Here is a 20,660-nt window from a genome sequence, read left to right as displayed (position 1 = left end):
GGTGATTCACTGACCGGGGGAGCAGCGGGCAGGGCGGACCAGGGCCCACCCGCACATCTACTGTCGCAGCTTCTGGGAGTTGGGAAACGGGCCTTGAGCGATACTGAACAGGACGATGCGAAACGGCGGCGGCGGGCACGGTTCGCCTCCGCACTGACCACGAGTTCGCAGCAGCCGGGAGAGCGCACCCGCGTGGGCACCCGGATCGCCGGCGCGACGGCCGTGCTGGCCCTCGCCGCGGGCGCCACCCTGGGAGTCGGCGCGTGGCGCACCTACCAGGCGGACGAGCACGACAAGAAGGTGCGGCTCGCGGCCGAGCAGACGGCGAAGGAACGCGAGCTGCGCGTACACACGCCCGCGCCGCACACGGCCGACCCGAAGCCGACGCGGACGCCCGCGCCCACGCACACCCAGGACCCGCCGCCCCAGACATCGGTCGGCACGGGGACCGAGCCGAAGAGCGCCGGCACGCCGTCCGCGAAGCCGAAGACGGCGGCGGAGAAGAGGAAAGAGCAGGAAAAGAAGCTCAAGAAGGCGGGCCCCGTCCAGCCGAAGGAGATGGTGTTCCGGTCGCAGTCCCTGGTCGACACCCCCAAGACGCTGCTGCGGAACTTCTCCACCGGCCTGTGCATGGACATCCCTGGCAACGGCCCCGGTTCGCAGAACACGCCCGTCAACCAGTACCAGTGCGACGGGACCGACAACGACAACCAGTTGTGGGACGTCCGGGTCTACCACAAGGGCAAGGGCCCCGGCGGCTCCGACCTCGTGCTGATCGACAATGCGAAGGACGGCCTCTGCCTGGATGTGCCGATGTTCGGCGCGATGCCGGCGGGCACCAAGCTCATCGAGGCGCCCTGCACCGACTCGTTCAAGGACAACCAACTGTGGTGGTTCGAACCGGCCGGGGGCGGCACCGTGCACATCCGCAATTTCGCCAGCCACGGCCTGTGCGTCACGGTCGGCGCCAAGGACAAGCCGGAGAACAACGACCGGCGGCTGATCCTCCAGAAGTGCGACGACGGCGAGAGCCGCTGGCGCATCTGAGCGCACTCCGGTCCGTCGGCACTCCGGTCCGTCGGCACTTCGGTCCGACAGCACTCCGGTAGAGACCATCGGCCCCGGCGGGGAATCCCCGCCGGGGCCGAGTCGTGTCCGCCGCCGTCGCGGCTAGTGGAGCGAGTTCAGCGGGAACCGCGCCCCGCCCGTGCCCTCCCGGCAGCGGTCGGCGCTCAGGTTGCCGGCCAGGCCCGGCATCTGGGCCCACGCCTCTTCCCGGATGCCCCGCTGGTCGACCTGCTCCTGACGCGCCTGGCGCACCCCTTCCTGAAGCCCCTGGTGGGTCCCGAACTCCTGGTCGCGCAGGTGTGTGGCGAGGGCGCGGCCGCTGGCGGCCGTCCTTTCCGCCCGGCCCGCCTCGTCGACCCGCCGGTCGGCCGCGTCGAGCCGCTGCTCCACGCCGTCCGCGTTCGCGGCGGCGCGGTCGGCCGCCTCCTGGGCGACCTCGGTACGGGCCCGTGCCGCCGTCAACGCCCCTTCCGCGGCGCTCAGTTCGTTGCGCGCGGCGGTCAGGTCCGCTTCGAGGTCGGGCTCGGACCCGGCGACGGACGACGTGTCCGACGCACTGTCGTCCGCGGCCTCCGCGGCCTCCAGCGCCGCCTCGGCCTCCGCCACCGCCCGTTCCGCGCTGGCGACCCTGACCTGGGCCGCCCGCTGGGCCTGCGCCTGGGCGCGGGCCGCGCCCTCGGCCTCGGTCTGGGCGCGCTGGGCCTCGGCGAACCGGTCGGCGGCCGACTGCCGCTGCCGCTGGGCTTCGGTCAGCGCGCCCGCCGCGTCCGTGTGCGCGGTGTCCGCCGCCGCCATCGCGGCCTCGGCGGCGGCCAGTTGGGCCGCCGCCTGCTCCAGGTCGGGCAGCAGCCACTGCTCGCGGGCGACCGCGTCGGCCTCGGCGGCCACCGCGTCCGTCGCGGCGGTGATGTGCTCCTGTATCCGGTGCCAGGCAGCGGCGGTGGCGTGGGTGGTGTCGGCGAGCGAGCCGTCGGCCGCGAACGGCCAGAACCGCAGCCCGGTGTTGCCGCGCAGCGCCAGCTCCACCGGCCGCCCCGCCGCCTGGGCGGTGCGGGACCCCACGTACAGGGCGCGGGCCAGCGCCGTGCTGTCCGGGTCGGCGCCCAGGTCGAGCCAGAGCTGGGCGCTGCCCTCCTGGCCGTCCAGCCCGGCGGCCAGTGCGGCGGGCAGCTGGGTGACCGGGTGCGTGAGCCAGTTCCGCAGCGGGGTGTGCGGCTGCTCGTTCAGCATCGCCGGCAGGTCGTAGACCCGGGAGGCGCTGCGCGGCCCGATCACGCCGTAGCCGAGCAGGTCGCGCTCGAAGAGCCGGACGGTGGCGGTGCCGGTGACGTAGCGGGTGCCGCCCGGACCGTCGACCCGCAGCACCACGTCGACCATCGTCTCGTGGCTGCGGGTGTTGGTCTCGGTCGCGGACCGGGAGGTGCCGCCCGTCTTGATCCGGTCCCAGCCGCCGCTGGAGTTCGAGCCGCCGCCGGTGCGGGTGACCGGCTGCTCGCTGAGCGCGGGCACGGTGAAGCCGACCAGGTGCAGGTTGGCCTGGTTGCCGCTCACGACGGTCTGGTAGCCGAGGCCCGCGGTGGCGCCCACGGACGAGGAGCTGCCCTGCGAACGCGACCGCACCCGCAGCCGGTCCATGGCGATGTCCTCGGCCTCGGTGAGCGGCCGCGGGTTGTGCAGGCTCACCTGGAGGGCCGGGGCCACCTCGTCCTCGGCCGGCCAGGCGCCGGGCACGCTGGACGGCTGCTCCCCGGCCGTGCTCGCCGGGGGAAGGGAGATCTCCCCGGCCTGGATGAGCTCCCCGAGCCGCACCGAGGCGGCCTCCGGCGTGAGGTCCCGCGTCAGGCCCCACGTCTGGGCGGCCTGCGGCGCGACGTCGCGGATGGCCTCGGCCAGCTCGTGGAAGGCGTTGTACGTGAACACGGGCGTCGCGCCCGTGGGCGCCAGCGCCGGGCCGGCCGTGAACGGGCGCCTGCCGAACGGCAGCGGGCCCCGCTCCGACGCGGGCAGCCGCGGGTCGGCGCCGGTGACCCAGGGCCGGACCGGCGGGGCGATCTCCGTGCGGGGCGGGGTCGTCTCCGAACCCGCGAACCGCAGCGCCACCGACGCCGGGACCCGCACCGTGCGGGCCGGCCGGCCGCGCAGCAGCCGCTGGAGCCGCTGGGCGACCGACTCGCCCGAGTCCTCGGACAGGGTGATCCAGCCGGCCGCCGCCGCGCCGCCGAGCAGGTCCGGCGGCCAGTTCGGGATCAGCTGGGAGCGCACGGAGCCGGTCAGGGTGTAGCCGACATCGTCGAAGTCCGCGGCGTTCTCGGTACGGGTCCAGTGCCGGTCGTCGGCGCTGTTGTCGATCCGCGCGGAACGGGCGGTGGACCGGGCGGCGGACAGCGTGGGGCCGGTCCGGTCGGTACGGCCGGGCGCGGCGTTCGGGCGCGGGTAGCGGGTGATCGGGTTGACCCCCGCCTTCCGGGTGCGGGACGTGCCGTGGGACCGGCCCTCGACGTTCGGCGCGTGGATGCCGAGCTGGTCCAGGCCCGCCCCCTCGCCCGCCGGGCGGCCGCGCATCTGGCGCAGCGCCGCGGACTGGGCCTCCGGCTCCGCGGCGAGGGTGACCTGGAGGAGCCGGGTGCCGCCCGTCGTGGGGTAGCGGTACCAGGCGGTCACCGACCCCCGGCCGGGCAGCGCCCGCAGCCGGTCCTGCGCGGTCATGTTGGCGATCTGGGCGCCCAGCCCGGACATGTACGCGGCGCTGCCGGGCCGCGTCACGCCCGGCGCCTCCCGCTCCAGCAGCGCCAGCAGCTCGTCGTGGAGCCGGTCGCGGACCTCGTTGCGCCGCACCGGGTCGTCGAGCTGGGTGACGTACCGGACACTGCCGTAGCCCAGCTGCCGGGTCTGCACGAAGTGCTCGGGCAGCGGCAGCGAGTTGGGCGGCGTGGGCATCGCGGGGATGCCCCGCACACCGGCGAACCAGCGGCCCAGGCCGTGCAGATGGCTGTCGGCGATGCTGAACCGCACCGAGCGCGGCAGGTCGACCGCGATCGTGATGTCGTCCCGGCTGCCCATCCCCGCCAGGTGCCCGACGACGTTGCGGGTGCCCCGGCGCAGCGTCAGCAGCAGCGTGGCGTCGGCGGTGATCAGATGGTGCCGGCCGGTCTCCACCGGCACCCGCACGACCGAGGTGCTCGTCGACCGCGAGTTCCCGTCGTCGACGGTGCGGCTCTGGGCGCCGCGGCCGCTGGGCTGGGCCTGAAGACCCCGGCTCGGCGGTGTGGGCGCCGACTGGAGCGCGCCGACGCTGCCGCCGTACTCGCGGCTGCGGGTGACGGTGCGCTGCCGCGACCTGGTGTCCGTACTGGACATGTCGCTCTCGCCGTAGGTGGTGAACGACCCGTCGTGGGCGGGGTGGTGCAGGATGCCGCGGATGTCCAGGGACATCTCCTGGTCGGCGGCGAGTCCGGGCAGGACCAGGCCCTCGATGACGTACGTGCCATTGAAGATCTGGTGCGAGCGGCCGATCAGGCTGGCGGCCCGGATCTGCTGGAACAGGGCCTCGGCCGCGAAGGCGCCCGAGTCCGTGGGCGCGGGGCCCGCCAGGTACTCCGCGACCCCGCTGCCCACGGCCGTCACCACACCGGGCAGCCGGCCGGTGGCCGAGTTGACCCACTGGCCGAACGCGTTGGTCGCCGGGTGGCCGGGGTAGGTGCCGTCGACGAGCTGCTGGAACGCCCGCTGGATCGCGCCGGCGCCCCGGAAGTCGTCCACGTTCGCGTCGGACGGCAGCCGGATCTGGCCCGGCCGCGGGTTGCCCGCGCCGTCCGTCATCCGCAGCCGCTCGAAGTCGTCGTCCTGCCCGCCGCCGGTGCGGGGCGCGCGGATGACGTCCGGCTGCCGCGGCGCGGGGGCCGGGGTGTCCGCCGGGAGGGTACGGGCGTGCGGCACGGCGAGCGTGATGGTGCCGGGAACCGTAGTGGGAGCGGCCGGTACCGCCGGAGCCACCGGGGCGGTCTGCCCGCCCCGTACGGGCGCGGGCACGGTCGGCATGTTCTGCTCGGCCGTCACGGGCGCGGGCAGGCCCTGTACCGGCCGCTGAGCCGTTACGGGCGCGGGCCGCGCCGGGTCCTGGGCGAAGCGCACCAGCGGTTCCGGCGACGTGCCCTCGTAGAGGTCCAGCCCGAACCGGGCCGGGATGCGGAAGAGTTCGGTACCGCCCTCCGTGGTGAGGTTGAACTGGTCCGTGGAGACCGAGGTCCCGGCCGTCGAGGAGTTGTCGACCTTCTTGCCGCGGGTGTGGTCACCGGTCGTGTCCACCGCCCACTTGGCGTCGGGCGTCGCCCAGCGCGGGCCGCCGCCACCGCCCACCGAACCGGCGAACTGGTTGCCGGTCTGCCGGGAACCGCTCGTCGCGTGGGAGCTGTAGGTCGCGGTCTCCACATTCGGCAGATGCCGCGTGTGCTCGGGCCGCGGCGCCTCCGTCTCCCCGGGCCGCGGCGTGCGGTCCGGTCCGGCGGTGAACCGCAACTGCACATTGCGCTGGCCGTCCAGCTCGCCGGGCAGCTGGAACCACGCGCGCCGGCCGCCGTCGACGGCGTCGGTCATCGCGGTGTCCTGGCCGATCCCGGAGCGCAGCTGCTCGAACCGGCGCAGGTTCTCCAGCTGGGCGCGCCGGCGCTGCTCGCTCGAACCGGACCCGCCGCGCTCCCGCGAGGGCAGGAAGCCCTCCTGGCGCAGATGCCGCTCCGCCCGGTCGAACATCCCCCCGGTGCCCTCGACGCCGACGGGCACCGCGGTGAGCCCGATGCTCTCGACGTTCTCCATGTGCGCGGGGAGCCGCCGCGTCTCCGCCTCCGTGGGGGCGTGCCCCTCGGTGACGTCCCGGGGCGGCAGCCGGAGCTGGATGCCCTCCTCCCACGGGCCGAAGGAGCGGGTGATCTCGCCGCCTTCGGCGGGGATGAACGTGACGTCGTACGTGATGTCCGCGGGCACCACCAGGTGGCCGCTGGTCGTGTAGAGGCCGTGCATCAGCGACGAGCTGCTGCCGGTACTCAACCCGTCGTAGGGCGACCAGGACACCCCGGCCTTGCCGAACACACCGCCGCCGTGCCGGGTGCCCGCGGTCGGGTGGCCGGCCGCGGTGTCCGGCGTGAACATCGGACCGCCGCTGCCGTCCACCCCGATGCCGCTGGTGAGCCGCACCGACTGGTCCACGCCGGAGCTGTGGGTGCGCCAGGACTCCAGCGAGAAGCCGTCCGGCGTCCGGATGGACGGGTCCCTGGGCCGCAGCCTGGCGGCGATCCGGACCACGCCCACCGCGTCGCCGTCCGCGTCGTACAGCACCGGCGAGTACACGCCGTTGTCGCGCTGCATCGGAACGCTGCCGTGCAGCATCCGCTCGGAGAGGAACTCGGTCAGGTCCTCCCGGGAGTCCTCGCCCAGGCCGTTCAGGCCGGCGAAGTCCTCGTGGCCGAGGATCTCCTCCCGCAGCCGGGCCGGCTCGACGACGCCCTCGGCGCCCCACAGCGGCAGGCCGTCGAGCCCGGCGGGCTCCGGCATCGGCCCCTGCTCGCCCGTGGGGGCGAAGGCCCGGTGCTCCGGGAACCACACGGTCACCGTGCCCTGCGCCCGCTCCGGCCCCCAGGCGGCCCGCGGATTCCGGTCCGCGTCGGCCCGCACCTGCCACCGGCTCGTGTAGTCCACGGCGTGCGCCTCGTCGCCGGCGCGCTGCACGGTCTTGGTCGACACGCCCTCGCTGACCGTCACGGACTGCGAGAGCTGGTTGTGCGTCACGCTCGCCGACAGGGTGCCGTCGAACCAGCGCAGCGGGCCCTGCGGGCCTTCGTAGATACCGATCCACGGGATCGGCACGGTGCGCACGGTGCCGGAGTCCTGGCTGCTGGAGGACGTCTGCCCGCCGTCGCCCGTCCGCTCCACCTTCGTCTTGCGCGGGACCTCGCCCGACGTCCCGGCGCGCTGGTTCAGCCGCGGGTCGGTCTGCCGCATCCGTACGTCCGCGGTGCGCTCGACCCCGTCGACGGTGACCGTGACGCGGTGGCCGCGGCTGCCGCGCACGTTCGGCAGGTTCCGCGAGATCTCCGACAGGTTGAGCCACCCGGTGAGCTGCGCCCGCACATCGTCCGCGGCCGCGCTCCCCGGCATCAAGCCCAGTTCCTCCACCACCTGCTGGTAGAGCCCGTCGAGGTCGGCCGGGGCCTGCGCCTCGTACAGCACGAGCCCGACCATGCCGTCGTGCCTGGAGCCGTAGCCGAGTGCGTACGGGGAGAGGGCGCGCGCCGCGCCGCCCTCGCCTTCGCCCTCGCGCGGCGCCGGGGTCTCCTCGAACCCGTCACCGCTGCCACGGCCGCTGCCGCTGCCCCGGCCGGCGCCGCTGTTGCCCGCGGCTCCCCTGGAGCTGCCCTCGCCGGGGTCGGCGGGGCGCACCTCGGTGTGCTCTGGCACGGGCGCGAGGACGGTGCGCTGCCGCCGGGTGGTGGGCGGATCCACGGGGGCGGTGGTCTCCGCCGCGGGGGCGGATGTCGTCCTCTTGGAGGTGGTGCTCCTGTCCTTCGACGAGCTGGACGTGCTCTTGGAAGAGCTCTTGGAAGTGCTCTCGGGAGTGCTCTCGGGGGTGCTCTCGGGGGTGCTCTCGGAGGAAGTGGCCTTCTCCTTCTCCTTCCCCTTCGACTTCGAAGAGGTCCCGGTCCCGGAGGAGCTGCTGGACTTCGTCCGGCTGCGCGACGGCTCCGCCGGGGCCGCCGTCGGGCGCGGGTCGGCGCCGAAGAAGACCTGCGACTGCGCCGGGGTACTGGCGACGGCCGGTTCGGCGGGGCGCTGTCCGCCGGGTGCGCCGAGGGCGCGCGGCACCGTCGACGAGCTCTCGGCGGGCGCCGGAACCGCCGCCCCCTGGGCGGGAGTTCGGGCAGGCGCGGCGGGCGGTGCCGGCCGGGCCCCCTCGGGGGGCTGGGTCGCCGCCCACTGCGACGTGAAGGCGGGCGGGTCCTGCTGCTGGAAGAGAACGGCCGGGCGGCCGTCGACGGGTCCGGCTGTCCAGGAAGCGCCGTCCGGCGTCAGTACGGTCAGGTTCAGGTTCAGTACGGGCGCGGCGACCGCGAGGGTCAGCCAGTCCGCGTCGCCGGAACCGGTCCGTACGGTGCGTACGGCCTCGTCCTCGCCGCCCTCGGCGACGAGCGGATCCGTCCCGCCGGGGCCGCTCTGCCCGGTGAGGGCGGGCCACAGCCGGCGCTCCGACGGGGGCAGGCGCAGGTCGGCGGAGAGCGCGCCCGCGAGCCCGTCCCGCAGCTCCTGCGTCCCGGCGGGCCGGGTGTGCCCGGCCAGCCGGCCGGTCTCCCTCGGAGCGGTGGCGTTCAGCGCGTGCGCCAGCTCGTCCCCGCGGTCGAGGATGTACACCGGCTCCAGGCCGCGCTCGGCCACCCGCTCCTCGGGCGTGGGGGCCGGGCGTCCGTCACGGGCGGGCGCGGGCTGCTCGGCCGGACGCTTCTGCTCGCTACGGGAGGGCTGCTCGGTACGGGCGGGCTGCTCGGTACGGGCGGGCTGCTCGTTACGGGGCGTGCGTTCGGTACGCGACGGCCGTTCGGTGCGCGAGGAACGCTCGCCACGGGACGACCGCTCACCACGGGACGACTGGTTCGACCGGCCCGGCCGCTCCTCGGTGGTCTCGGGCTGTTCCAGCACCATGGTGGTGGACGACGTCCGAGGCGCGAAGTGCGTCTCCTCCGGAACGGCCTCCTCGTCGGAGCCCTCGCGCTGGAAGAGACCGGACTCCTCCAAACCGGAGTCGGTGCGCGGCGAGTGACCCACCGCGGACGTCGGATCCGGCGTCGCGGTATCCGGCTCCAGTTCGCTTTCGGCCCGTGCCCACAGGGCGCGGAACCCCGCGAGGATGTACGGGTTGTCCTGGCTGCCGAGGATTCCCGGCCGGCCCGGCCCGTACAGCCGCCGCAGCAGCGGCAGCAGCGCCGGGTCATTCTGCTCCACCCAGTCCGCGCCGTTGTTGCGCGGCCTGCCGGTGATGGGGTCGGTGCCGGTGTTGGCGCCCTGGTAGGCGTTGCTGAGCTGGGCGAAGTACTCGTAGGCCGTGCTGGAGGAGTAGTTGGGGAAGATTCCGTCCGGCCAGTTCTGGGCGGCGCCGTCGCGCCGCTTGGCCTCGTAGACCTCCGTGATCCGCTCGCGGTCGGCGTCGCTCAGCACCGAGTGGACAGCGTGCGCCCACTCGTGGCGGGCGCTGGAATAGCCGTCGTCGAAGACATCGGCGTGGGGCACACCGATGGTGTCGCCCAGCAGGTTCTCCTCACCGACCCAGGCCAGCCGGCCGCGGAAGGCTCCACGTTCCCCGCTCACGGAGCGGCCGTGGTCGTTGGCCGCGTCCGGCTCATGGAACGGGTCGAAGGACGTCAGCGGCGCGTCGCGCGGCACGACGACGAGCCGTCGCCGCCCGGTCAGCAGAGCAGCCGTGGTGTCCGAGTCGCCGAGCATGCCGGAGACCAGGGCCTCGGCCTCGCTCCGGGCTTCTTCCGGCCGGTCCGTGCCGGGCGGGACCACGACCAGCAACGGGGCCGCAATGTCGCGGAATTCCGGTGCGGGCAGCGCTTCGCGCAGGTCCTGGACCAGCGACTCGTCGGTGGCCAGGGCCTCCCGGTCCGGCAGCGGCAGCGCGGCCACCGCCGCGGCGCGCTCGTCCGGGCTCATGCCGGGGAGCCGTCCGGCCAGGTCGACCACGGCGGGAGAGGGCGTGGACGCGGCAGGTACGGGCGTGGGGGCTGCGGGCGCGGCGGCCGGTACGGACGGGGCCGGGCGAGCGGTCGTGTCCGTGGTCCCGCTGTCCGCCGTGGTCGGAGCGGGTCCGCTGTTCCCGGTGGTCCCGGTGGTCCCGGTGGGCGGTGAGTACTGGGAGTAGTTGACCTGCGAGTAGTCGACCTGCTGCGAGTACGCGACCTGCTGAGAGCCATCGCCCTGCTGTGGATACGCGCCCTGCTGCGGATATGCGCCCTGCTGGGGGTATCCGGCCTGCTGCGAGTAGTCGATGGGCCAGCCGACCGCCTCCAGACCGCGCCGCACACGGGCCTGGTTGTATAGACGCAGCGAGAAATCCGACAGCCCGCGGGCGCCATGCACCGCGGTGGTCCGGGTCGCCTGCTCCGGCGAGGGCCCATAGGCACGGTTCTCCGTCACGACGACGAGCGGGCTGATGCGCGGCGCCGCGCCCGCGTAGGGGGTATTCCCCTCCAGTTCCAGGAAGTTGGTGCGGATCGACAGCGCCTCGTGCTGATCGATGAAGCGGTCCGGCTCCGCGAGAAGCAGATTGTCGAGATATTCGCCGAATGTGGCGGGCTCGACACCTTCCTCGGGCCGCCTCATCCTCCCGTCGAGCAGGGCGTTGTTCGGCCGGGAGGTATGGCGGTTGAAGACCCGGGTGAATTCAGCCGACAACGCGTCTGCGTTCGCCTCCAGGAACGCCTGGGGTACGGACCCGAGACCGGACCGTATCGCGGCGAGAGAGGCCCGGGAGGACGCGACGGTGTAGTCCTTCGGATGATTCTTTCCCGCCTTTCCCCGAATGGTGGCGGCGACCTGCATATAGCCGAGCGTCAGCGCACCACGGAGCTCGTCGTCATCCCATCCCGCCACGTAGGGGGCGTAATTCGGGTTCTGGCCGAGCCAGTGCCGGAAGGTGTCGCGGGCGTTCCGGCCGAATTCAATAGCCGCGTCCGCGTCCCGGCGGGCGTCCTGAGTCGGCGGAGTACTCCCCTGGGTGTTCGCTTTTACGTGCCGGATGTACTCGACGAGTTCGCTGAGCGGCGACGTCGCGGTGTGGTGCAGCAGCATGTGATCCGTGGAGTACGGATTGATCTTGACCGGCAGATCTTCCGCGAGGTCATCGACCTCGTATCCGAGCGACGCGGGGAAAAGCTGGCCCAGCTTGATGCTGCGGTCCGGCGTCACCCGCCGCAGAAGCTGTAGCACCTGGTCGAAGGCCGCGATCACATCGCCGCGCTCCGCCCGACCGTCGACCGTCCCGCCCTGAAGCCCGCGGGACGGACGCGTGACGATCTCCAGGACGGGTACCCCGGCGAACTTGTCCAGGGTGATGGTCAGCAGCCCCGGCAGCCTGACGACGTTGCCGTACTCCGCGGGATCGGCGCCACGGGCCACAACCACCTGGTAGCCACGGAGTTCGGCCTCGAAGCCGTCGGCCGGCCCGTAACCGCCGACCTGGGGCCGGCGCGCGGGAACAGGAACCAACGGCACCAACTGGCTGCCGCTCACGGGCGCGGCGGACCGCCGCGAGGAGGGCCCCGCCTGAGCGGACGGCCGCGCCTCAAGCTCGCCCAGCCGGCTGTTGACCGCCCTCCGCAGCTGGCTCACCGCTTCCCAGCGGTGGCTGCTCCGCGACTTGTTGGCCCGCCAGTTGTCCACCGCCGAGAGCACCCGCCGCAGATGCCGCTCACTCGGATTGTCCGGCAGACGCCGCACCGCGTCATCGATCGCCCGCAACTCCTCGGAACGCTTCTTGCCCGAAGCGGAGGAAGCCTCCCAGTCGCGGATCGGATCACTGCCGCCCTGGCGACGGCTCGGAGGCGCGAAGTGGGTGTTCTCTGCGGTGGGTTCGGCGGACTGGTGGGTACGGGCGGGCTGCTGATTCGGCTCGGGCTGCGCGGGCTCCTCCGCCGGGCGCTTCTGCTCGCTGCGGGAGGGCTGCTCCGTACGGGCGGGCTGCTCCGTACGGGCGGGCTCTTCGCCGTGGCTCGCCCGGTTCGGCCGCTCCTCTGCCGGCTCGGGCTGTTCCAGCACCATGGTCGTGGACGACGTCCGAGGCGCGAAGTGCGTCTCCTCCGGCACGGACTCCTCGCCGGAGCCCTCCCGCTGGAAGAGACCGGACTCCTCCAAACCGGAGTCGGTACGCGGCGAGTGCTCCGTCGCGCGCGTCGGCTCCGGCTCCAGCTCGCTTTCGGCCCGTGCCCACAGCGCACGGAACCCCGACAGGATGTACGGGTTGTCCTGGCTGCCGAGGATTCCCGGCCGGCCCGGCCCGTACAGCCGCTGCAACAGCGGCAGCAGCGCCGGGTCGTGCTGCTCGACCCAGTCGGCGCCATTGTTGCGGGGCCGGTGCGTGATGGGGTCGGTGCCGGTGTTGGCGCCCAGGTAGGCGGTGCTGAGCTGGGCGAAGTACTCCTTCTGCGTACTTGAGGAGTAGTTGGGGAAGATTCCGTCCGGCCAGTTCTGGGCGGCGCCGTCGCGCCGCTTGGCCTCGTAGACGTCCTCGATCCACTGACGGTCGGCGTCGCTCAGCACCGAGTGGACGGCATGCGCCCACTCGTGGCGGGCGCTGGAGTAACCGTCCTCGAAGACATCGGCGTGGGGCACACCGATGGTGTCGCCGAGCAGGTTCTCCTCACCGACCCAGGCGAGCCGACGGCGGAAGACTCCGCGCTCCCCGCTCAGGGAACGGCCGTGGTCGTTGGCCGCGTCCGGCTCGTGGAACGGGTCGAACGACGTCAGCGGCGCCTCCCGGGGGACCACGACGATCCGCCGCCCCCCGGTCAGCAGCGCCGCCGTCGTGTCCGGGTCCCCGAGCATGCCGACGAGCAGGGCCTCGGCCTCCTGCCGGGCCTCTTCCGGCCGCTCCGTGCCGGGCGGCACCACGACCAGCAACTGGGCTGCCGTGTCGTGGAATTCCGGTGCGGGCAGCGCTTCGCGCAGACCCTGTACCAGCGACTCGTCGGAGGCCAGGGCCTCCCGGTCCGGCAGCGGCAGCGCGGCCACCGCCGCGGCGCGCTCGTCCGGACTCATGCCGGGGAGCCGTCCGGCCAGGTCGATCAGGGCGGGAGTGGGCTGGTTCGCGGCGGGTACGGGCGTCGTGGCCGGTACGGGCGCGGCGGGGCGAGCGGTCGTGTCCGTGGTTCCGGTGGTCCGGGCGGGGTCGCTGTTCCCGGTGGTCCTGGTGGGCGGTGAGTACTGGGAGTACGCGACCTGCTGCGGGTACGCGGCCTGCTGCGAGTAGTCGATGGGCCAGCCGACCGCCTCCAGGCCGCGCCGCTGACGGGCCTGGTTGTAGAGGCCCAGGGAGAAAGTCGACAGGTCGGTGGCGCCTCGCACCGTGGTGGCCGGGGTCGCCTGCTCCGGCGAGGGACCGTAGGCACGGTTCTCCGTCAGGACGACGGGCGGGCTGATGCGCGGGACTCCCCCCAGGGGGTTGCTCTCCAGTTCCAAGGTGTTGGTGCGGATCGACAGCGCCTCGTGCTGATCGATGAAGCGGGCCGGGTGCTCGACGAGCAGGTTGTCGAGATACTCGCGGAAGGTGGCGGGCTGGTGATTCGCCGCGCGCTGATTCATCCTGCCGTCGAGCAGGGCGTCACTCGGCCGGGACGTGTGGCTGTTGTAGACCCGGGTGAATCCGGCCGCCAACGCGTCGGCGTTCGCCGCCAGGAACGCCTGGGGCACGTACCCGAGACCGGACCGTATCGCGGCGAGGGAGACGCGCGAGGACGCGACGGTGTATTCCTTCGGGTTATGCCGTCCCGTCCTTCCCCGAATGGCGGCGGTGACCTGCATATAGCCGAGCGTCAGCGCACCGCGCAGCTCGTCGGCGTCCCATTCCGCCGAATAGGGGGTGAGATCCGGGTTCTGACCGAGCCAGTTCCGATAGGCGTCGCGGGCGTTCCGGCCGAATTCGATGGCCGCGTCCGCGTCACGGCGGGCGGTCTGGATCTCCGGAACATTAGTCTGGGTGTTCGCTTTTACGTGCCGGATGTACTCGACGAGTTCGCTGAGCGGCGATGTCGCGGTGTGGTGGACCAGGATGTTGTCCGTGCTGCGCGAGTTGATCCTGATCGGCAGATCTTCCGCGAGCGGATCGACCTCGTATCCGAGCGACGCGGGGAAGAGCTGGCCCAGCTTGATGCCCCGGTCAGGCGTGACCCGCCGGAGAAGCTGCAGCACCTGATCGAAAGCCGCGATCACATCGCCGCGCTCCGCCCGCCCGTCGACCGCCCCGCCCTGAAGCCCGCGGGACGGACTCGTGACGATCTCCAGGATCGGCACTCCGCCGAACCTGTCCAGGGTGATGGTCAGCAGCCCCGGCAGCCTGACGACGTCGCCGTACTCCGCATGATCGTCTCCGGGAGCCAGAACCACCTGGTAGCGGCGCAGTTCGGCCTCGAAACCATCCGCCGGGCCGTAACCGGTGACCTGGGGCCGGCGCGCGGGAACGGGCACCAGCGGCACCAACGGGCTGCCGCTCGCGGGCGCGGCGGCCCGCTGCGAAGACGGCCCCGCCTGAGCGGAAGACTGCGCTTCGAACTCCCCCAGCCGACTGTTGATCGCCCTGCGCAGCTGGCTCACCACCTCCCAGCGGTGACTGCTCCGCGACTTGTTGGCCCGCCAGTTGTCCACCGCCGAGAGCACACGCCGCAGATGCCGCTCACTCGGATTGTCCGGCAGCCGCCGCACAGCGTCATCGATCGCCCGCAACTCCTCCGAACGCTTCTTGCCCGAAGCGGACGAGAGCCGCTCCCAGTCGCGGATCGGATCGCTGCCGCCTTGACGGCGGCTCGGGGGCGCGAAGTGCGTTTCGTCTTCGTCGGGCTGGACGGACTGGTGGGTCCGGGCAGGCTGCTGGACCTGGGAAGGCTGTTCGTTCCGCGGCGGGCGCTCGTTCTGCGGGGGCTGCTGGGACTGGGCGGGCTGCTGGGCCGGAGCGGGCTGCGGCCTCGTTACGGGCTCCCGGCTCGGAACGAGGGTGTTCAGCAAGTCCCGCGCCGGGAGGTGACCGCCGCGCAGATGCTCGGCGGCGACCAGGTCCACGACCTCGCCGGGCCGCGGGACGACGCCTGCCGGATGCTCATCCGGCGCCACCTGCCGGATACGGGCCCACACCTCGTCCTCGGCCCACTGGACAGACTCCTCCCATCGGTCCTGGGGCACGGCAGGGTCGTTGAGCCGCTCATGCGCGGCATCGATGTCGAACCGGGCCGCGCCGGGGTGCCGGTGCGAGGGGGCAGGAGCGCCCGCCGCCGGCTCCTTGCCCTTCGAGGACTGCCCGCCCGCGGCAGGCGTCTTGTCCGTCGCCGGGTGCGTGGCAGGGGCCGCGCCGGGCTCCTGCTGCCCGCTCGCGCCCGTACGCGGGTCCGTGACGGGGCCCGTCGTCCAAGTCGGCAGCGGCTCGGCGGCCGGGGTGCCCTGCCTCCCCGGCCGCGCCTCGCCCGGCGTGGTGGTCGGCTCGTCCAGGTGGTCGGCCGGGTCGGTCCGGCCGCCCGTGACGGGGGACGTCTGCGTCGCCTCGTCCGTACCGGCGGCCGGCTGGTGGCCGGTCGTCGGGCCGTGCGTCGGCGGTACGGGCAGGGGCGGCGTGGGCTCGTGGGCCGGGCCGCTCGACGTGGCGCCCGTACGCTTCCCGCCGGGCTCCGAGGTGCCGCCCTTCGCCGTGGCGGTGTTCGTGCCCTTGCCGTCGTTCGTACCGGCTCCGGGACGGCTCCCGTTACCGCTGCCGCTCCCACTGCCGTGGGACTGCGTCTCGACGTGGGTGGTGCTGCTGTTGCCGTGGTTGGGGCGCAACCCTCCGCCGGCTTCGCCGGAGCCCTTGCCACTGCCGCCCGGACGCCCGCCGGGAAGGTCGTCGAGCGTGGCGGGCCGGCCACCGTAACCGGCTTCCTTACGCGCCGGCGGCTTGGGGGCACCGTCCAGCGGATTGCCCGCGCCCTTGTCACCCGACGCGCGCTCCGGACGCTCCGGACGCGGCTCGTTGTGGCCGAACGGATCCTTCTGGCCCCCGCCGAGCGCCTTGCCCGGACCGGCGAACGGATCCCTGCCGACCGTATAGCCCGGCTCGCCGCCGACCTTGTCGCCCTCGGCCAAGTCGCCCTCAACAGGGCGGTTGTAATGGGTCGCGGGATAGTCGTGGCCCCGCCCGGTCCGCTGAGCCTCCCCCGGCCCATTGGTCCGGCCGTCGGGGTGCGGTTCCTTCCAGATCCCGTTGGGATCCGGCTTCCCGCCGCCCAGACGGTTCCCCGGATACTCCATCGGATTGCCGCTACGACCACCGGAATTCGCGTCGTCGTCCGTGTTGCCGGGTTCCCTCGGCGGTACTCCCTGCGTGTTCTCCGTCCTACCGTCCAGGCGGTGACCCGGATTCTCCATCGGATTGCCGCTCCGACCACCGGAATTCGCGTCGTCGTCCGTGTTGCCGGGTTCCCTCGGCGGTACTCCCTGCGTGTTCTCCGTCTTGCCGTCCAGCCGGTGACCCGGATTCTCCATCGGGTTGTTGCTCCGACCACCGGAATTCGCGTCGTCCCCCGTGTTGCCAGGTTCCCGCGCCGGCACTCCCTGCGTGTTCTCCGTCCTACCGTCCAGCCGGTGACCCGGATTCTCCATCGGATTACCGCTCCGACCACCGGAACCCGAACCCGCGTCGTCCCCCGTCTTGCCAGGGTCCTGCACCCGCACGCCATGCGGGTTGTTCCCCGAACCACCCAACCGATGTCCCGAGCCGGAAAAGTTGTCTTTGCCCTCGCCGGGCTGGACGGACTGGTGGGTCCGGGCGGGCTGCTGGGTCGAGGCAGGCTGGGCGGGTTGTACGGCATGCGGCCTCGTTACGGGCTCCCGGCTCGGGACGAGGGTGTTCAGCAGGTCCCGCGCCGGGAGGTGACCGCCGCGCAGATGCTCGGCGGCGACCAGGTCCACGACCTCGCCGGGCCGCGAGACGACGCCTGCCGGATGCTCACCCGGCGCCACGTGCCCGATACGGGCCCACACTTCGTCCTCGGCCCACTGGACAGACTCCTCCCGCCGGTCCTGGGGCACGGCGGGGTCGTTGAGCCGCTCATGCGCGGCATCGATGTCGAACCGCGCGGCACCGGGGTGACGGTGCGAGGAAGCGGGAGTGCCCGCCGCCGGCTCCTTGCCCTTCGCGGACTGCCCGCCCGCGGCAGGCGTTTTGTCCGTCGCCGGGCCCTCGCCGGGTTCCTGCTTGCCGGGCTGGCGGCCACCGTTGACGGCGTCGTCGGACGCGGACGAGGACGTGGGCGAGTGCTCGCCCCGCCCGGTGCCGCTGCCCGTGTCCGTGTCGCTGTCGCTGCGGCCGGGTCCCTTGGCGTTGCTGGAGCCCAGGTCGTTGCTACCGTCGCGACCGCCCTGCGGCTCGTCCTTACGGCCCGGCTCCTCGAACTCGTTGGACCGGTTGCCCCTTTCCCCGCCGGGTGCTATCACCTCGTCGGGCGTCTTCTGATTGCCCGGGCGCAGCTTTCCAGGGTTCCCTGGCGACTCGGTGTTCGTGCCCTTGCCGGAGTTCGTACCGGCTCCAGGACGGCTCCCGTTCCCGCTGCCGCTGCCGCTGCCGTGGGACTGCGTCTCGACGTGGGTGGTGCTGCTGTTGCCGTGGTTGGGGCGCAGGCCGCCGCCGGCTTCGCCGGAGCCCTTGCCTCTGCTGCCCGGACGTCCGCCGGGCAGGTCGTCGAGCGTGGCGGGCCGGCCACCGTAACCGGCTTCCTTACGCGGCGGCGGCTTGGGGGCACCGTCCAGCGGATTGCCCGCGCCCTTGTCACCCGACGTGCGCTCCGGACGCTCCGGACGCGGCTCGTTGTGGCCGAACGGGTCCTTCTGACCCCCGCCGAGCGCCTTGCCGGGACCGGCGAACGGATCCCTGCCGACCTTGTCGCCCCCGCCCAAGCCGTCCTCGACAGGGCGGTTGTAGTGGGTCGCGGGATAGTCGTGGCCCCGCCCGGTCCGCTGAGCCTCCCCCGGCCCATTGGTCCGGCCGTCCGGGTGCGGCTCCTTCCAGATCCCGTTGGGATCCGGCTTCCCACCGCCCAAGCGGTGTCCCGGATTCTCCATCGGATTGCCGCTCCGACCACCGGACCCCGTGTCGCCGGGTTCCTTCGGCGGTACTCCCTGCGTGTTTTCCGTCCTACCGTCCAGCCGGCGCCCGGGATTCTCCATCGGATTGTTGCTCCGACCACCGGAATTCGCGTCGTCCCCCGTGTCGCCAGGTTCCCGCGCCGGCACTCCCTGCGTGTTCTCCGTCCTACCGTCCAGCCGGCGCCCCGGATTCTCCATCGGATTGTTGCTCCGACCACCGGAATTCACGCCGTCCCCCGTGTCGCCAGGTTCCCGCGCCGGCACTCCCTGCGTGTTCTCCGTCCTACCGTCCAGCCGATGCCCCGGATTCTCCATCGGATTACCGCTCCGACCACCGGAACCCGAACCCGCGTCGCCCCCCGTCTTGCCAGGGTCCTGCACCCGCACGCCATGCGGGTTGTTCCCCGAACCACCCAACCGGTGGCCGGAGCCGGAGAAGTTGTCCTTGCCCTCGCCGGACCCGCCCTGGCCTTCATGCGTCTTACGGGGCTGGCCCGGCGGGAGGGTCACCTTGTCGTTGTGGCTGTTGTTGCTGTTGTTGCTGTTGGTGTCCCGGGGAGCCCCCTCGCCCGGCGGGACCTTCGAACCGGTCTCGCCCGACGTGTTCTTGTGACTGTTGGCCGGCGGGTTCGACACCGGAGCACCGTCATCAGCCCGGTGACCGGTCGAGCCGTTACCGCCCCCGACCCCGTTCTTGTGGCTGTTGGCCGGCGGGTTGGTCACCGGGCCACTGCCGTCGGACCGGTTGCCGTTGGAGCCGTTGCCTCCCCCGGTCTCGCCCGTCGTGTTCTTGTGGCTATTGGACGGCGGGGTCGACACCGGGGCACCGTCATCCGCCCGGTGGCCAGTCGAGCCGTTGCCGCCGTCGGCCCCGTTCTTGTGGCTGTTGGCCGGCGGACTCGACACCGGAGCGCCGTCATCCGCCCGATTGCCATGCGAGCCGTTCCCGCCCCCGGACCCGTCCTTGCGGCTGTTGCCTGGCGGGTTGGTCACCGGGGCGTTGCCGTCGGCCCGGTTGCTGTTCGAGCCGTTAACGCCCCCGGCCCCGTCCTTACGGCTGTTGACCGGCGGGTTCGACACCGGAGCACCGTCGTCCGCCCGATTGCCGTGCGAACCGTTACCGCCGCCGATCCCCTCCTTGCGGCTGTTGCCGGGCGCGTTGGTCACCGGGGCGTTGCCGTCGGCCCGGTTGCCGTGCGAACCGTTGCCGCCGCCCCCGGTCACCACCTTCTTCCCGCTGACCGGCGGGTTCTCCACCGGCGCGCCGTTCCCGGACCGGTTGCCGTTCGCACCGTTCCCGCCGCCCCCGGCCACGCCCTTCTGCCCGTTGACCGGCGCGTTCGGCGCGGGAGCGGGGTGCTTGGCGCCCGCCCCGGCCGGACCGGAACCGGGCTGCACGTGCTTCGTCGAGTTGCCCGAACCGGGCTGCTTCGCCGGCGGGGCCGACGTGGGAGGCGGCGCCGACGTGGTGTTCTCGTGCTTCACGGACGAGTTGGGCATGCCGACGTTCCCGGAGCGTCCGTCGCCGGCGGGCCCGCTGCTGGTGGGGTGGCTCTCCTGGCCGGAGACGCCCTTGCCGGCGATCGGGCCGGAGCCGGGAGTGTCGCCCTTGCCCGGTCCGCTGTTGAGCGGCGCCTCGTGGCCGCCGCCGCCCAGCTTGCCGGGCGGGGGGCTGACGACGCTCTTTCCGCCGCCACCGCCCGGCAGCGGGTTGCCGCCCGTCGGGTGGGCCTGGGGCGGGTTCTCGATCGGTGTGTTGTGGGTCTTCGGGGTGGGGCCGGGCTTCACCGGATGCGGGTGGTAGCGGAACCCCGCCCCCAGACCGCCCCCGATGGCGCCGAAGGCGCCGCCGATGCCGATGCTCCACGCCTCCATGCCCCAGTCGACGTCGTAGTCCGTGCCGGCGATGGCCGCGCCCACCTCGCCGAGCGCGACGTCGATGCCGAGGGCGGACGCGGCACCGAGGACGGCGCCGCCGCCGATGGCGACGATCGTGGTGCCCAGGCTGCCGAGGCGGGCCGCCATCTGGCTCAGGATGGGCAACAGCCGGGCCAGCACCTGGCCGATGATCGTCAGCAGGCTGCCGAGCAGCGGCCCGACGGCGAAGAACACGGCCCCCAGGAGCGCGCCGAGGATGTCGGCCCACATGGCGGCGTTGAGCTTCTTCGCGTACTCCTCGGCCGCCTTGTGCAGTTCCTCGCCGTAGCGGTTGATCGTCTGGCCGATGGTCCAGGCGGTCTCGGCGGCGCTGTCGATGGTCGGGCCGACCCCCTCGCTCCACGCCCGCTTGGCCTCTTTGCCGGCGGTGCCGGTCATGCCGAGCGAGCCGGCCTGAGTGTCGACGGCTACCCGACGCTCGTGGAGATCGTCCCCGAGCTGGATCCACGCGTTCCCCAGCGCGTAGATGTCGTCGATCTTGATGGTGTCGAGTACGGAATCCGCGTTAGCCATGGTCGGGGTCGCCCTCCTTGGGCGTACTGCCGCTTCTCAGACGGTCGCTGATCAAGCTTCGTGCTGGTCGTTCGCAGCGCTGTTCGTTCGCAGCGCTGTTCGTTCGTCACGCTGGTCAGACGTCGCGCTGGTCGTCCGTAGCGCTGTTCGTCGTCAAGCTGGTCGCTCGTAGCGCTGTTCGTTCATCACGCTGGTCAGACGTGGTGCGGTTCGGTCATCGTGCGGGTCAGTTGTCGTACGGGGCGGTCGTCGTGCGGGTCAGACGGGTTGCGGGTCAGACG

Annotated in this window: 2 protein-coding genes; one reads left to right on the top strand and one right to left on the bottom strand. The window is 72.9% G+C overall.

The genetic code is table 11. The annotated features are described in order from the left end of the window. Nucleotides 1-93 precede the first annotated feature (93 nt). Nucleotides 94-1,047, top strand: coding sequence for a ricin-type beta-trefoil lectin domain protein (locus tag AB0I22_RS09820; protein WP_363130176.1), 954 nt, complete (start codon nt 94-96; stop codon nt 1,045-1,047). Nucleotides 1,048-1,170: 123 nt separating this feature from the next. Here AB0I22_RS09820 and AB0I22_RS09815 read toward each other — a convergent pair whose 3' ends face one another. Beyond that, nucleotides 1,171-20,379 (bottom strand): hypothetical protein, encoded by a 19,209-nt coding sequence (locus AB0I22_RS09815; RefSeq protein WP_363130175.1) that lies wholly within the window; start codon nt 20,377-20,379, stop codon nt 1,171-1,173. Nucleotides 20,380-20,660: the final 281 nt, after the last annotated feature.

Origin of the sequence: Streptomyces sp. NPDC050610, from assembly GCF_040654875.1 — a bacterium.
Lineage (GTDB): Bacteria > Actinomycetota > Actinomycetes > Streptomycetales > Streptomycetaceae > Streptomyces.
This window is presented reverse-complemented; position numbering and strand designations above follow the sequence as displayed.